This window comes from Bacillus sp. LJBS17 (genome assembly GCF_019334685.1).
GTDB lineage: Bacteria > Bacillota > Bacilli > Bacillales > Bacillaceae > Bacillus > Bacillus subtilis.
In genome coordinates this window covers 2,068,253-2,086,767 of sequence record NZ_CP079759.1, presented here as the reverse complement: position 1 = coordinate 2,086,767, position 18,515 = coordinate 2,068,253, and the positions used below count along the sequence as shown (strand labels likewise).

The following is an 18,515-nucleotide window of genomic DNA, read 5'->3' as shown; positions in this document are numbered from 1 at the left end:
CACTGATGCCGCAGCAACCTGAAATACAGGATATATACCCTTTGTCATTTATGCAGGAAGGGATGCTTTTTCACTCATTGTATGATGAACAGTCGAGAGCTTATTTTGAACAGGCTTCTTTTACGATCAATGGACAGCTCGACTTGGAGCGTTTCCAGAAAAGTATGGATGCTGTTTTTGACAGGTACGATATCTTTCGAACAGCATTCATCTATAAAAATGTAGCCAAACCTCGTCAAGTCGTGCTCAAGCAACGTCATTGCCATATTCATGTTGAAGATATTTCTCATCTCAATGAAAAAGATAAAGAACATTGTACAGAGGCATTCAAAGAACAGGATAAATCAAAAGGCTTTGATCTCCAAACGGATGTACTGATGAGAATATCTATTTTAAAATGGGCGCCTGATCATTATGTCTGTATCTGGAGCCACCATCATATTTTAATGGATGGCTGGTGTTTAGGCATCGTCATTAAAGACTTTCTCCATATTTATCAAGCGCTTGGAAAAGGGCAGTTTCCTGATTTGCCTCCCGTACAGCCGTACGGGACGTATATTAAATGGCTGATGCAGCAAGAGCGTGAAGAAGCAGCTGAGTATTGGAAAAAAAGGCTTCAGCATTTCGAAAAAGCTTCGCCTCTGCCAAAAAGAACAGATCAAATGTCGGACGGGACATTACAGCAGATCACGTTTACCATTCCTGAAAAAGAAACCTCCGAATTACAGAAAATCGCTGTAGCATGTGGTGCGACACTTAACACTGTTTTCCAAGCTTTATGGGGAATCATGCTCCAAAAGTTCAATCGTCGCGACGATGCTGTGTTCGGATCAGTTATATCAGGCAGACCTTCTGAGCTAAAAGATGTGGAAAACATGGTCGGACTTTTTATCAATACCATTCCTATTCGAGTCCAAAGTGATTTTCTGTCTTTTTCTGACCTAGTCAGCGGAATGCAAAAGGACATGACTGAAGCAGAAGCGTATAGTTACTTCCCTTTATATGACATTCAGGCGCAGAGCGCTCTTAAACAAGAGCTGATTGATCATATTATCGTCTTTGAAAATACACCTACTCAACAAGAGATTGAAGAGCTGAATCAAGCTAAATCATTTGATTTCTCCGTGAAAGATTTTGAGATGGAAGAGGTAACTAATTATAGATGCAGTGTCAAAGTGATCCCAGGGCGTACTTTGTACGTTCGGATTCATTTTCATACAGGCACTTATCAACCAAATATGATGTCTGAGATAAAAGATTATTTACAGCACATGATCTCTGACGTCATCTCTGATCCATCTCTTCCTGTGTCAAAGATGACATTGCTAGATGAGGACAAAACACGGAAAATCGTTTCTCAAAATAACAGGACAGTATCTGTTTCACCTGAAGCCCCAACCTTGCATGGGCTGTTTGAACGACAGGCGGCAGTCACACCGGAGCGGCCAGCGATTCGCTTTTCAGGCGGTTCGCTGACATACGCTGAGCTTGATATGTACGCCAGCCGGCTGGCTGCTCACCTTGCGGCACGCGGCGTCACAAACGAAAGTATCGTCGGGATCCTGTCTGAACGCTCACCTGACATGCTGATCGCTGTCCTTGCTGTACTGAAGGCCGGAGGGGCGTATTTGCCGCTTGATCCTGCGTATCCAAAGGAGCGGCTGAGCTACATGCTGAAAGACAGCGGGGCATCACTCTTGCTGACGCAGCCGGGATGCTCCGTACCGAACTTTTCCGGAGAGACGCTTGAAGTGGACATGACATCTCTTGCGAGCGAAAAAGCAGAAAACCATCTGTTTACTCCTGCTGACGGCGGTTCTCTCGCCTATGTCATCTATACATCGGGCTCTACCGGGCAGCCGAAAGGAGTGGCCGTTGAGCACCGTCAGGCTGTTTCCTTTCTGACCGGCATGCAGCACCAGTTTCCGCTTTCAGAAGATGACATTGTCATGGTGAAAACCTCTTTTTCCTTTGATGCGTCTGTGTGGCAGCTGTTTTGGTGGTCGCTTTCCGGCGCTTCGGCGTATCTGCTTCCGCCCGGCTGGGAAAAAGACTCCGCATTGATCGTAAAAGCCATTACTCAGGAAAAAGTGACAACGGCTCATTTTATTCCGGCTATGCTGAACAGCTTTCTCGATCAAGCAGAAATGTTAGCGCTTGGTGACGGGACAAACCTAAAGCGTGTATTCGCCGGAGGTGAACCGCTTGCGCCGCGTACGGCAGCCCGTTTTGCTTCTGTATTGCCGCAGGTATCATTAATCCATGGCTACGGGCCGACAGAAGCAACGGTAGACGCGGCATTTTACGTATTGGATCCAGAACGGGACAGAGACCGTTTGCGGATTCCGATTGGGAAGCCCGTACCTGGTGCGCGTTTGTATGTTTTAGATCCGCATTTAGCCGTACAGCCTTCCGGTGTCGCCGGCGAACTATACATTGCCGGAGCGGGTGTTGCCAGAGGTTATTTGAATCGGCCGGCATTAACGGAGGAGCGTTTTCTTGAAGACCCGTTTTACCCGGGGGAACGCATGTACAAAACAGGGGATGTGGCGCGCTGGCTCCCTGACGGGAATGTTGAATTCCTCGGGCGTACGGATGATCAGGTGAAAATTCGCGGCTACCGGATTGAGCCGGGAGAGATTGAAGCGGCACTAAGAAGCATAGAAGGCGTAAGGGAGGCGGCCGTTACCGTACGGACAGACAGCAGCGAGCCGGAATTATGCGCTTATGTAGAAGGGCTCCAAAGAAACGAAGTGCGGGCACAGCTTGAGAGACTGTTGCCGGGCTACATGGTCCCAGCCTATATGATAGAGATGGAACAGTGGCCTGTTACGCCAAGCGGAAAGCTCGACCGAAACGCCCTGCCAGCTCCTGACGGAGCGGCAGATGCGGAGACCTACACAGCGCCGAGAAACGTGACTGAGATGAAGCTTTCTCAGCTGTGGGAGGACGTGCTGAAAAATGGCCCTGTCGGGATTCACGACAACTTTTTTGACCGCGGGGGCCATTCCTTAAAAGCAACGGCGCTTGTCTCACGGATCGCCAAAGAATTCGATGTACAGGTGCCGCTAAAAGATGTGTTTGCCCATCCGACAGTAGAAGGACTGGCTACCGTTATCCGTGAAGGAACGGACAGTCCATATGAAGCGATTAAGCCCGCTGAAAAACAGGAAACCTATCCGGTTTCCTCTGCCCAAAAGCGGATTTATGTCCTTCAGCAGCTGGAGGACGGAGGGACAGGCTACAATATGCCGGCTGTGTTAGAGCTCGAAGGGAAGCTCAACCCTGAAAGGATGGACAGAGCTTTCAAAGAGCTGATCAAGCGCCACGAGTCGCTTCGTACCTCCTTCGAACAGGACGCAGGAGGCGATCCGGTGCAGCGCATCCATGACGAGGTGCCGTTTACGTTACAGACTACAGTTCTCGGCGAACGAACCGAACAGGAGGCCGCAGCCGCATTTATCAAACCGTTTGATCTCAGCCAAGCGCCGCTGTTCCGTGCCCAAATCGTAAAGATATCAGATGAGCGGCACCTGTTGCTGGTTGATATGCATCACATCATTTCAGACGGTGTTTCCGTCAACATTCTGATTCGGGAATTCGGCGAGCTGTACAATAATCGGAATCTTCCGGCACTGCGCATTCAATATAAAGATTATGCCGTATGGCAAGAAGGATTCAAAACAGGAGACGCGTACAAAACGCAAGAGGCGTACTGGCTGAAGCAGCTCGAGGGCGAGCTGCCTGTGCTGGATCTTCCGGCTGATCATGCCCGCCCGCCGGTGCGAAGCTTCGCGGGTGACAAGGTCTCATTTACGCTGGATCAAGAGGTTGCATCAGGCCTTCACAAGCTGGCACGAGAAAACGGAAGCACACTGTACATGGTGCTCCTTGCGGCTTACACCGCGTTCTTGTCACGCTTAAGCGGACAGGAAGATATCATCGTCGGCTCGCCAATTGCCGGCCGGCCGCACAAGGATCTTGAGCCGATACTCGGAATGTTTGTGAACACGCTGGCGCTTCGGACACGCCCGGAGGGCGGGAAGCCATTCGTACAGTATTTGCAGGAAGTGCGTGAGACAGCATTGGAAGCCTTTGAGCACCAAGATTACCCGTTCGAAGAGCTTGTCGATAAGCTTGAATTGACACGGGACATGAGCCGGAATCCGCTGTTTGACGTAATGTTTGTTCTTCAAAACATGGATCAGGAATCGTTGGAACTGGATGAACTTTGTCTCAAACCTGCAGCAAACAATGGGCATCAAACGTCCAAATTTGATTTAACCCTATATGCCCAGGAACAGCCCCACGGTTTGCTGACGTTCCAAATGGAGTTTAGTACTGACTTATATAAGAAAAAAACGATAGAAAAGTGGCTTCAATACTTCATCAATATGTTACTCTCCATCATCAAAGACAACAAAGCCGCTCTCGGAACAATAAATATCCTGAATGAGGATGAGACCCATTACCTTATCCACGAGCTCAATCGTACAAAAATAGATTATCCAAGAAATGAAACCATCAGCAGACTCTTTGAAATGCAGGCAGAACAAACGCCTAATGCTGTAGCAATTGTCAGCGACACCCAAGTATTTACTTACGAGGACCTGAACAGCTGGGCAAATCAAATTGCCTCAGTTCTACAGATTAAGGGTGTAGGGCCTGATAGTGTTGTAGCCTTGTTGACAGGCAGAACACCAGAACTCATTGCAGGAATGCTGGGCATTCTGAAAGCCGGGGGAGCCTATCTGCCTATTGCTTCTGATCTGCCTGTTGAACGAATAGCTTATATGCTGTCAGACAGCGGGGCGGCATTACTCCTTCAATCTGAAAAAACAGAGAAACAGCTATTAGACATTGAATGTGAACAAATCATAATCGAAGGTATTCAAAAGCAAGGAGAAACGAAGAACGTTGATTCTTCAGCAGGGCCACATTCACTTGCATATATCATTTATACCTCTGGATCAACCGGTAAACCAAAGGGTGTCATGATTGAGCAGCGAAGTGTAATTCGTCTTGTTAAAAACAGCAATTATATTACATTTACACCTGAAGACCGCCTTCTTATGACATCATCAATCGGTTTCGACGTTGGGTCATTTGAAATTTTCGGACCGCTGCTAAATGGTGCCGCTTTGCATCTGTCCGATCAACAAACATTTCTCGATTCCCATCAGCTTAAGAGGTACATAGAACATCAAGGAATCACAACGATTTGGCTGACATCTTCTCTATTCAATCATTTGACAGAACAAAATGAACAAACATTTTCACAGCTGAAACATTTGATTATAGGCGGAGAAGCTTTGTCGCCGAGCCACGTCAATCGAATCAGAAATGTCTGCTCTGAAGTATCGATATGGAATGGATATGGCCCTACCGAAAATACAACTTTTTCGACATGCCTTCACATTCAAAAAACATATGAACTTTCCATTCCGATCGGGCGGCCGGTTGGTAATTCCACCGCTTATATCTTAAATCAATGGGGAGTGCTGCAGCCGGTCGGAGCTGTCGGTGAACTTTGTGTCGGCGGAGATGGCGTCGCCAGAGGATATTTGGGCCGTCCTGATTTAACGAAAGAGAAATTTGTCCCACATCCATTTGCACCTGGCGATCGACTGTATCGCACAGGTGATCTGGCGCGCTGGCTTCCTGATGGCACAATTGAGTACGTTGGCCGTATTGATGATCAAGTAAAAGTCAGAGGCTATCGTGTGGAGCTGGGTGAGATCGAATCAGCACTTCGCCAAATAGACGGAGTCAAAGAAGCGGCGGTGTTGGCACGTACAGGACAGTCAGGGAGCAAAGAGCTGTTTGGCTATATCAGCGTAAAAGCAGGCACGAATGCTGAACAAGTGCGTTCTCTTCTTGCGCGTTCGCTGCCAAACTATATGATCCCGGCGTACATTATTGAAATGGAGACTCTTCCGCTCACATCAAACGGCAAATTGAACCGAAAAGCACTTCCTGAACCAAATTTCACATCTAAACAAACGTACGCTCCGCCTCAAAATGACCTTGAAGACCAACTTGTGTTGATCTGGCAGGAGGTTCTCGGCATCCAGAGGATCGGAATAGAGGATTCGTTTTTTGAATTGGGCGGAGATTCAATCAAAGCCCTTCAAGTTTCTGCACGCCTTGGACGCTTTGGGCTAAGCTTGCAGGTAAGTGATTTATTCCGTCATCCAAAGATAAAGGACTTATCACCATTTATCCGTAAGTCAGAGAGAATCATAGAGCAAGGACCCGTTCAGGGTGACGTTCCTTGGACGCCTGTTCAGCAATGGTTTTTTTCACAGGATATTGAAGAAAGACACCATTTCAATCAGTCTGTCATGCTATTCCATTCTGGATGTTTGTCTGAAAACGCCCTTAGACCAGCCTTGAAAAAACTGGCGGAGCATCATGATGCGCTTCGGATGGTTTATCGCAACGATGGCAGGCGATGGATTCAAATCAACCAAGGCATTCATGAGTCACAGCTATACAGCTTAAGAACCTCTGATCTTTCACAGTCAGAAAGCGGCTGGGAGACGCAAATCAAACAAGAAGTTGCAGATCTTCAGCAAAGCATCAATTTGCAGGAAGGACCGTTGTTGCACGCCGCTTTGTTTAAAACACTGACCGGAGATTACTTGTTCCTTGCGATCCATCACCTTGTCGTTGATGGTGTCTCATGGCGGATTTTGCTGGAGGATTTGTCAGCCGGATATCAACAAGCTACTTCAGGCCAGACGATCCAGCTTCCGCCTAAAACGGATTCCTACCAGGAATACGCAAGACGCATACAGGAATATGCCCAAAGCAGTAAGCTGATTCGCGAAGAGGCGTATTGGCGAAGTGTAGAAGAACAGCAAGCCGCAGAACTGCCATATGAAATACCGCATCATGTGAACATCGACTCCAGCAAAAGGGACTCATTAAGCTTTTCACTGACTGAAGCAGACACCGCCGTCTTGCTGCAAAACGTCAATTACGCCTATGGCACAGATACACAAGATATTCTGTTAACCGCAGCATCCTTGGCGATTTGTGAATGGACAGGCGGAAGCAAGCTCCGTATCGCTATGGAAGGACACGGGAGAGAACACATTCTGCCAGAGTTAGATATCAGCAGGACGGTCGGCTGGTTTACATCCATGTACCCGGCCCTCATAAGCTTTGAAAATCATAGAGATGAGCTCGGAACCGCAGTAAAAACCGTTAAAGATACACTGGGCCGGATACCAAACAAAGGGGTAGGTTACGGTATGCTGAAATACCTTACACATCCTGAAAATAAAAGCATTACGTTTTCAAAAACACCTGAAATCAGCTTTAACTATTTGGGCCAGTTCAACGACATCGAAAGACAGGACACCTTCCGCCCATCAAGCCTTGGTAGCGGAAAGGATATCACTCATACATGGAAGCGTGAGCAAATCATCGAGATGAGCGCAATGGCAGCAGACAAAAAGCTCCATTTCAATCTTAGTTATCCGCCAGCCTGCTTTCACAAAAACACAATGGAGCAGCTTATTAACAGGATTGAACACTTTTTGCTGGACATTATGAAACACTGCGCCGGTCAACAGAAAGCAGAAAAGACACTGAGCGATTTCAGCAGTCAATCATTAACGGCAGAGGACTTGGACAGCATATCCAGCTTGGTGGAAGAATTGTAGAAAATCGTGACAGGGAGACATGAACATGACAAAAGCGAATTCAATTCAGGATATTTATCCGCTGTCTTACATGCAGGAAGGGATGCTTTTCCATTCCCTCCTGCAAAAAGATTCACAGGCGTATGTTGAGCAAGCTTCTTTTACAATAGAAGGAAAAGTCAACCCGCAGTTTTTTCAAAACAGCATCAACGCTCTTGTAGAAAGACATGATATTTTCAGAACGATTTTTATCAGCCAAAATGTTTCCTCCCCCCAGCAGGTTGTTCTGAGAGAACGAAATATCATCGTCCTGGAAGAAGACATTACTCATTTAAACGAGGCGGAGCAATCACAGTTTATCGAGCAATGGAAAGAAAAGGACCGGGACCGGGGGTTTCATTTGCAAAAGGATGTGCTCATGCGCATCGCTCTTATTCAAACAGGAGAGAGCCAGTACTCCTGCATTTGGACCTTTCATCATATCATGATGGACGGTTGGTGCCTCAGCATTGTGCTAAAGGAGTTTCTGCATATTTACGCATCTTATGTAAATGCATCCCCTATAACATTGGAGCCGGTCCAGCCATACGGAAAGTATATCAAATGGCTGATGGAGCAAGACAAAGAGCAGGCGGTTTCTTATTGGGACCATTATCTTTCCGGCCACGAACAGCAAACCGTGCTCCCGAAGCAGAAAAAAACAAAGGGAAAAAGCAGGCAGGAACACGTTACATTTTCATTCTCTAAAGAAGAAAGCAGCAGGCTTTCAGAGCTTGCTGCTAGAGAAGAAGTGACACTCAGTACGATTTTTCATACCATTTGGGGCATTCTGCTGCAAAAATATAATAATAACGATGACGCCGTATTCGGTTCTGTCATTTCAGGAAGGCCCGCAGAAATCGAAGGCATTGAACATATGGTAGGTCTTTTCATTAATACGATGCCGGTTCGGGTGCAGGGGGCAAAAACGCCATTTCTTCAACTTATAAAAGATATGCAAAAAGACCGTCTTGCCGCTGAAGCGTACAGCTACCACCCTTTATATGAGATTCAATCCCGCTCAGCTGTTAAGCAAGGGCTGATTGATCATATTCTCGTATTTGAAAACTATCCGGTGCAGCAAGAGATTCAAATGCTGAACAAACAGGAACATGCTACTGATCTTTTTCAGATTCATAATTTCACTGTCGCAGATGAAACCAACTACAGCTTTTATCTTATGGTGGCGCCAGGGGAAGAAATTCATATCAAAATGAACTATGATGCGGAGCAGCACGATCGGTCTTTTGTGCTCTCTGTCAAAGAGCATCTTCTGAATGCTGTATCACAAATCTTAAATAATCCGAATCTTCCACCTGAAGAAATCGATATCACGACAGATACTGAAAAGCGGCAGCTGATTGGAGAAATCACAGATCGAACACCAGTTTACGAAACCATCCATGCCATGTTTGAAAAGCAAGCGGAAAAGACACCAGATGCTCATGCTGTAATTGATCAAGCCTGCTCATTAACATACAGAGAACTGAATAAAGCGGCTAACAGATTGGCACGGCATTTACGAATGAAAGGCGTTGTGAGACAGGAACCCGTTGCGATTATGATGGATCGCTCTGCGGCGTTTATCACCGGCGTTCTTGGAATCTTAAAGGCAGGCGGCGCCATTGTTCCCGTTGATCCGCATTACCCGGCTGACAGAATCCGTTATATTCTGCATGATTGCGGCTGTTCGCATGTTGTTTCACAAGCGCATCTTTCCTCATCGTTAGAAGACAATTACATTATCACTTATCCAGAAGAAATCGAAAGCAAAGTAGACGGCAGTAACATAAAGTCAGTCAACAATGCTGACGATCTGCTGTATATGATTTATACATCAGGCACAACAGGTAAACCAAAGGGTGTTCAATTTGAGCATCGAAACATGGCTAACTTGCTGAAGTTCGAATATACTCACTCCGGCATTGACTTTGAAGCAGATGTTCTGCAATTTGCGACACCTTCCTTCGACGTCTGCTATCAAGAAATATTTTCTGCGCTTCTGAAAGGCGGCACACTCCACATCGTGCCAGAAGCTATAAAAAGAGATGTGCCTCAGCTGTTTGCATTTATAAACAAGCATCAGACGAATATTGTGTTTCTCCCAACTGCTTTTATCAAAATGATTTTCAGCGAGCGAGAACTTGCGAACTCGTTTCCTGATGGCGTCAAACACCTGATCGCAGCCGGGGAACAATTAATGATTTCAGACCTTTTCCAAGATGTGTTGCGTGAACGCGGCATACACCTGCACAATCATTACGGACCTTCAGAAACTCATGTGGTATCTACGTATACCATTCATCCTGGAGACCCTATTCCTGAGCTTCCGCCAATCGGTAAACCGATAGGCTGTACTGATCTATATATTTTGAATCATCAAAAACAGCTTCAGCCATGCGGCGTACCAGGCGAACTCTATATTTCCGGCGCAAGTGTTGCCAGAGGATATGTCAATCACGATAAACTGACAAGCGACAAATTTTCATCCGATCCATTCAGGCCTGGTGTGATCATGTACCGTACAGGTGATTTGGCCAGACGGCTTGAAGACGGCAACATCGAATATATCGGACGGGCAGACAATCAAGTGAAAATCAGAGGTTATCGAATTGAGCCGCAAGAAATCGAAGTCACGTTAATGAATCATCCGGACATTAGTGAGGCTGCCATTCTCATCCGGCAAGATGAAAACGGTGAACATGAATTATGCGCTTACTATTGCAGTGTACAAAAGCTGAACGCAATAGATTTACGCAGTTATATGGCTAGTGAGCTCCCAGAATACATGATTCCGGCGAAATGGATATGGGTTGACAGCATACCTCTTACCCCAAACGGAAAAATAGATCGCGCAGCACTTCCGGGGCCAGATGCTTCAATCAGCGGAAACCCATATACTGCCCCTCGAAATCTGTTAGAGGCAAAGCTTTCGCAACTATTTGAAGATGTGCTAAAGAATGGACATATAGGCATCCAAGACAACTTTTTTGACAATGGCGGTCACTCGTTAAAAGCAACAGTGCTTATGTCACGGATCGCAAAGGAATTCCATGTGCAAGTTTCGCTTAAGGACATCTTTGCTCATCCGACTGTTGAAGGATTAGCTTCAATCATTCGAGAGGCAGAACAAAATCCGTATGCAGCAATTGAACCAGCAGAAAAAAGGGATACATATCCTGTATCTTCGGCCCAAAAACGAATCTATGTGCTTCAACAGCTTGATGAGGGTGTCGCCTATAACATGCCTGCGGTCTTAGAACTGGAAGGTGCACTGGATGTCGCCAAACTGTCTGCTGTATGTAAAGAACTGATCAGCCGGCATGAGCCGCTTCGAACTTCCTTTGTATCCGGAGCTGATGACGAGCCGGTTCAGCGTATCCACACCGAAGTGCCGTTTACGTTAAGTAAAGAGACCACTATCGAGGGATTTGTCCGTCCCTTTGATCTCAGCCAGGCGCCATTATTTAGAGCAGGCCTTATAGAAGTGTCAAACGAGAAGCATGTATTGCTGGTGGATATGCACCATATCATTTCAGATGGCGTATCCGTTCAGCTCCTAATCCGAGAATTTACCGATCTTTATGCAAACCGGCAGCTTAAGCCATTGCGGATCCAATATAAAGATTACGCCGTATGGCAGCAGAAATTTAAAAAGGGAGACTCGTACCAAAAGCAGGAGACTTACTGGCAGCAGCAGTTTAGCGGGGATCTTCCTATACTGGAGCTTCCAACAGATAAACGACGTCCGGCAGAACGGCAATTCATAGGCGGAAAAGTAACCTTTCAATTGGACAAAGAGATCACGGCCCGCATAAAGCGGCTCGCCCATAAAAACAGAAGCACGCTTTATATGACGCTTCTCGCTTTGTATTCAGCCTTTTTGTCTCGGTTAAGCGGTCAGGATGATATCGTGATTGGTTCACCTATCGCCGGACGGCCCCATGCCGACCTTGAAGCTGTTCTTGGGATGTTCGTCAATACACTGGCTCTCCGCACACGCCCGGCGGGTAATAAGACGTTTGAGGAATTTCTGAAAGAAGTCAGACAGACGGCACTAGAAGCGTATGAGCATCAGGATTACCCGTTTGAAGAGCTTGTGGACAAACTCGGTGTGCAGCGGGAAATGAGCCGGAATCCTTTGTTTGACACAACGCTAGTCCTTCAGAATATGGAACAGCAAAAGCTAAAAATGAATGATGTACAGCTTCAGTGGAACGACTTGGTGCACCCAATATCAAAATTTGATATTTCCCTATACGTTACAGAACATGATTCCGAGCTTTTCTGTCAGTTTGAATACAGTACAGCTTTGTTTGAGAAAGAAACCATCCAAAGGTGGGCCAGCCTTTTCACCACGCTTGTGGAACATACAGCTGCCAGTCCTGAAACAGAATTGGACAATATTCCAATCTTAACAAAAGAAGAAGAGCGAGATTTCATTGAATCATGCCATCTGTTTGAGGAGACGGGCTATTCAATGAATCAAACGCTCCACTATGCACTCGAACAGCAGGCAGCAAAAACGCCTGATCAGGCGGCCGTTATCTTCGAAGATGGAGTGATGACCTATAAAGAATTGAACGAACAGGCTAACCGTATCGCCTGGGAGCTGATCGGACGGGGGGTAAAACCCGAAACGACTGTTGCCATTATAGGAAAGCGTTCACCTGAAATGCTGCTTGGCATTTATGGCATTCTTAAAGCTGGCGGCGCTTATCTGCCCATCGACCCGGATTATCCGGAAGAACGAATCAGCTTTCTGCTGGAGGACAGCGGTACAAACATTCTCCTGCTTCAGTCTGCCGGCCTTCATGTTCCGGAATTTACAGGAGAGATTGTCTATCTCAATCAGACAAATAGCGGACTGGCACATCGTTTGTCCAATCCGAATGTGGATGTTCTCCCGCAATCTTTAGCCTATGTCATCTATACATCCGGCTCTACCGGGATGCCTAAGGGTGTTGAAATTGAACATCGATCAGCGGTGAATTTTTTGAATTCCCTACAGTCCCGCTATCAGCTAAAGCATTCAGACATGATTATGCACAAAACATCGTATTCATTCGATGCTTCAATATGGGAGCTGTTTTGGTGGCCTTATGCCGGAGCTTCTGTTTATCTGCTTCCTCAGGGAGGCGAAAAAGAACCTGAAGTGATCGTGAAGGCCATAGAAGAACAAAAGATCACAGCTATGCATTTTGTGCCTTCAATGCTCCATGCATTTTTAGAACATATAAAATATCGCTCTGTACCGATTAAGACAAACAGACTCAAGCGAGTGTTTTCTGGAGGAGAACAGCTGGGGACCCATCTTGTCTCCCGATTTCACGAGTTGCTTCCAAATGTTTCAATAACCAATTCCTATGGGCCAACGGAAGCAACCGTAGAAGCTGCATTCTTTGATTGTCCGCTGCATGAAAAACTTGAACGGATTCCAATTGGAAAACCTGTTCATCATGTCAGATTATATATCCTGAATCAGAATCATCGGATGCTGCCTGCTGGATGTATCGGCGAACTATACATTGCCGGAGCGGGTGTTGCCAGAGGTTATTTGAATCGGCCGGCATTAACGGAGGAGCATTTTCTAGAAGACCCGTTTTACCCGGGTGAACGCATGTACAAAACAGGGGATGTGGCGCGCTGGCTCCCTGACGGGAATGTTGAATTCCTGGGACGGTTGGATGATCAGGTGAAAATCCGCGGCTACCGGATTGAGCCGGGAGAAATTGAAGCGGCACTAAGAAGTATAGAAGGTGTAAGAGAGGCGGCCGTTACCGTACGGACAGACAGCGGCGAGCCGGAATTATGCGCTTATGTAGAAGGGCTCCAAAGAAACGAAGTCCGAGCGCAGCTTGAGAGCCTGTTGCCGGGCTACATGGTCCCAGCCTATATGATAGAAATGGAACAGTGGCCGGTTACACCAAGCGGAAAGCTCGACCGAAACGCCCTGCCAGCTCCTGGCGGAGCGGCAGATGCGGAGACCTACACGGCGCCGAGAAACGTGACTGAGATGAAGCTTTCTCAGCTATGGGAGGACGTGCTGAAAAATGGCCCTGTCGGGATTCACGACAACTTTTTTGACCGCGGGGGACATTCCTTAAAAGCAACGGCGCTTGTCTCACGGATTGCCAAAGAATTCGATGTACAGGTGCCGCTAAAAGATGTGTTTGCCCATCCGACGGTAGAAGGACTGGCTACCGTTATCCGTAAAGGAACGGACAGTCCATATGAAGCGATTAAGCCCGCTGAAAAACAGGAAACGTATCCGGTTTCCTCTGCCCAAAAGCGGATTTATGTCCTTCAGCAGCTGGAGGACGGAGGGACAGGCTACAATATGCCGGCTGTGTTAGAGCTCGAAGGGAAGCTCAACCCTGAAAGGATGGACAGAGCTTTCAAAGAGCTGATCAAGCGCCACGAGTCGCTTCGGACCTCCTTCGAACAGGACGCAGGAGGCGATCCGGTGCAGCGCATCCATGACGAGGCGCCGTTTACGTTACAGACTACAGCTCTCGGCGCACGAACCGAACAGGAGGCCGCAGCTGCATTTATCAAACCGTTTGATCTCAGCCAAGCGCCGCTGTTCCGTGCCCAATTCGTAAAGATATCAGATGAGCGGCACCTGTTGCTGGTGGATATGCATCACATCATTTCAGACGGTGTTTCCGTCAACATTCTGATTCAAGAATTCGGCGAGCTGTACAATAATCGGAAGCTTCCGGCGCTGCGCATTCAATATAAAGATTATGCCGTATGGCAAGAAGGATTTAAAACAGGAGACGCGTACAAAACGCAGGAGGCGTACTGGCTGAAGCAGCTCGAGGGCGAGCTGCCTGTGCTGGATCTTCCGGCTGATCATGCCCGCCCGCCGGTGCGAAGCTTCGCGGGTGACAAGGTCTCATTTACGCTGGAACCAGAGGTTGCATCAGGCCTTCACAAGCTGGCACGAGAAAACGGAAGCACACTGTACATGGTGCTCCTTGCGGCTTACACCGCGTTCTTGTCACGCTTAAGCGGACAGGAGGATATCATCGTCGGCTCGCCAATTGCCGGCCGGCCGCACAAGGATCTTGAGCCGATACTCGGCATGTTTGTGAACACGCTGGCGCTTCGGACGCGCCCGGAGGGCGGGAAGCCATTCGTACAGTATTTGCAGGAAGTGCGTGAGACAGCATTGGAAGCCTTTGAGCACCAGGATTACCCGTTCGAAGAGCTTGTCGATAAGCTTGAATTGACACGGGATATGAGCCGGAATCCAGTGTTTGATGCGATGTTAGTTGTTCAAAATAATGATTACGAGCCATTGCATCTTCATGATTTGCAAATGAAGCCGGCACAAGTTTCTCATCTCGTTTCTAAATTTGATTTGACACTACAGGCATCTGAAGGCGACGGAAACATTCATTTCCTTTTTGAATATTCAACCGCATTGTTCGAGAAAACCACCATTGAACGCTGGGCATCGCATTTAACAAATGTACTTAGCATCATCGGCAAAAACCCGGAGGTGACACTCAACCATATCGACATCCTGACCCAAGAAGAGCGGCACCAGCTGCTTAATGAGTTTAACACCGGGCAAGCGAATCAATACGGAGTTCAAACAATCAGTCAACTGTTTGAGCAGCAAGCTGCACGAACACCAAAAGCTTCTGCACTTGTCAGCGGAGACAAAACACTCACTTATCAGGAGCTTGACGAGTGGTCCAATGGAATCGCACGTGCATTGCGCAGCCGAGGTGTTAAGCCGGACACACCAGTAGGCATCATGATGCATCGTTCGTTCAGTATGATAGCATCCATACTTGGTGTGTGGAAAGCCGGAGGCTGTTACGTTCCCATCGATCCTGAATACCCGACAGAACGGAAACGCTATATCCTTAGCGACAGCGGAACGAAACTGCTGATGACAATAAATGAAGCGGATCGGGAAGCACTTGCTGACTTTGAAGGAGAGATCTTAGCGATAGAAAGTGTAGAGGCAGACGACAAATCGCCGCTGCCGCAAATGTCGTCTGCCCATCATTTGGCTTATATCATTTATACCTCTGGAACGACTGGCCATCCAAAAGGGGTAATGGTCGAGCATAAAGGTATTGCCAACACTCTTCAGTGGCGGCGAAACGCTTATGCATTCAACGAGACAGATACCATTCTGCAGCTCTTTTCTTTCTCATTTGACGGCTTTTTAACTAGTATGTTTACACCGCTTTTGTCAGGTGCAAAAGCCGTTTTGCTTCATGAAGAGGAAGCGAAGGATATTCTGGCCATTAAGCATCAGCTGTCTCGTCAACGGATTACACATATGATTATTGTGCCTGTTTTATATCGAGCGCTTTTGGACGTAGTGCAGCCGGAAGATGTAAAGACGCTTAGAGTCGTCACACTGGCGGGAGAAGCGGCTGACCGCGAATTGATCGACCGCAGCTTAGCTATATGTCCGCATACCGAACTCGCCAACGAATATGGACCGACAGAAAACAGCGTGGCGACTACCGTCATGAGACATATGGAAAAGCAGGCATACGTAAGCATCGGCCAGCCGATTGACGGGACTCAAGTGCTGATTTTAAATAGCAATCATCAGCTTCAGCCAATCGGTGTTGCGGGAGAGCTTTGTATAGCAGGAACAGGGCTTGCAAGAGGGTACGTCAATCTTCCAGAACTGACAGAGAGAGCATTCACGCAGAATCCATTTAAACCCGAAACACGAATGTACCGAACAGGAGACGCCGCCAGATGGATGGCCGACGGTACACTCGAATATCTCGGAAGAATCGATGATCAAGTCAAAATCAGAGGATACCGTGTAGAAACGAAAGAAATTGAATCGGTCATCCGGTGTATAAATGGTGTAAAAGACGCCGCAGTAGTTGCTCATGAAACAGCGTCAGGACAAACCGAATTAAGTGCTTATGTGGTGGCAAAACCAGAGTTGAGCACAAATGCTGTACGCTCAGAATTACAAAACAAGCTGCCGGTGTTTATGCACCCTGCGTTTATTGAAAGACTGGATTCACTTCCATTGTCATCAAACGGCAAGCTGGATCGCAGAGCACTACCGAAACCCGTATCGAAGAGCGGAGCTGAACGTCCATTCCTCCCGCCAGCCAGCAAAATGGAACAAATACTGGCAGATATATGGAAAGAAGTACTGGGGGCAGAAAAGATCGGAACAGCTGATTCGTTCTTTGAACTTGGCGGAGATTCAATCAAAGCGTTACAGGTATCTGCGCGGCTTCACCGGTTAGGCAAGCAAATGGCAGTGAAAGATTTGTTTAGCCATCCGACCATTCAAGAATTGGCAGCTTATATCCGTGATTCAGATACAAGTTCCAGCCAAGCTGCGGTTGAGGGAGACGTACAATGGTCGCCTGTTCAAAAATGGTTTCTTTCTCAAGATATAAAAGAAAAACACCATTTTAATCAGTCCGTAATGCTGCATCGAAGCACCTCTGTACAAGAAGACGCACTGCGCAAAACGTTAAAAGCAATAACGTGTCATCATGATGCGCTGCGAATGGTGTTTACACAGAATGAACAAGGAAAGTGGGATCAATATAATCGGCCGCTCAGTCATTCGGACGACGCGTTGTACGGCCTTCAGATGATTAATTTATCAGCTCCGGACGGCACTGATGGAAATAGAGCGTATGAGCCTATTATCAAACGCCATGTACTTGATATTCAGCAGAAAATGGATTTGAAGAATGGTCCGCTGCTGCAAGCCGGTCTTTTCCACACAATTGACGGTGATTTCTTATTTTTATCGGCTCATCACCTCGTCGTTGACGGCATCTCATGGCGGGTTTTGCTTGAAGATTTGGCTTTAGGGTATCGCCAAGCTGCAGGCGGGGAAGAGATTCAGCTGCCCCCTAAAACAAGCTCATTTAAAGCGTATACGAAAAAGCTCTCTGACTACGCTGAAAGCCAGCAGCTAATGAAACAGCTCAAGTATTGGCGCGAAGCCGAAGAGTATCAAACAGAGGCATTGCCTTTTGATCACATTGATGGCACTAGAGCACACGAGGGACAACGGTCCACGATTTCGTTTACCTTAAACGAGAAAGAGACAGCAGCACTCTTAAAAGACGCCAACAGCGCATATAACACTGATACGCAGGACATGCTGCTCGCTTCTGTCATTCTTGCGCTGCGCCATTGGACCAATCAATCCGCCTTCAAACTATCATTAGAGGGCCACGGGCGAGAGGATGTATTAGAAGGAATAGATGTGAGCCGGACGGTTGGATGGTTTACCGCCATTTATCCGTTATTGGTTAAATTGAACGCAGACTTGCCAGATTCGGAAGAATACATGGTTCATGTGCTAAAAACAACAAAAGATACACTGAGACGTGTACCTGACAAAGGATTCGGCTACGGTGTCATCAAATATTTGACGCCGCCTGGCAAAAAAGACATCAATTTCACAGGTGCACCAGAAATCAGCTTTAATTATCTTGGTCAATTTGAAAGCGGCCGCTCAGCTGAAGTACCTGAGGAGGACGCCTTCTCATTCTCTCCGCTGGGTGCCGGAGGTGATATCAGCACAACATGGAACCGTGAACAGTCGCTGGATATCAGCGCAATCGCTGCAGAAGGAAAATTGACTGTCAATATGACTTATGACAATGCCCGCTTTCAGCGCAAAACCATCGAACAGCTTAGCGAAACATGCCGTCAATTTTTATTACAGCTGATCGAACACTGCCAGAACAAAAGCGAAACAGAAAAGACGATCAGTGATTATGATGATCAAGAACTGACCGAGGACGCGCTGCAAGAGATCGCTGATATGCTCAGTTTTCACTAATGAAT

The 18,515-nt window shown here is 47.2% G+C and carries 2 protein-coding genes; both read left to right on the top strand.

Annotated features, from left to right (window positions below; translation table 11 throughout):
- Window positions 1-5 precede the first annotated feature (5 nt).
- On the top strand, window positions 6-7,673 hold the full coding sequence (ppsC, locus tag KXZ66_RS10630; RefSeq protein WP_167568135.1) for a plipastatin non-ribosomal peptide synthetase PpsC: 7,668 nt from the start codon (window positions 6-8) through the stop codon (window positions 7,671-7,673).
- Window positions 7,674-7,698: 25 nt separating this feature from the next.
- The gene (ppsD, locus tag KXZ66_RS10625; protein ID WP_219144965.1) at window positions 7,699-18,510 is read left to right on the top strand and encodes a plipastatin non-ribosomal peptide synthetase PpsD; all 10,812 of its coding nucleotides are present in this window, start codon (window positions 7,699-7,701) and stop codon (window positions 18,508-18,510) included.
- The last annotated feature ends 5 nt before the right edge of the window (window positions 18,511-18,515 follow it).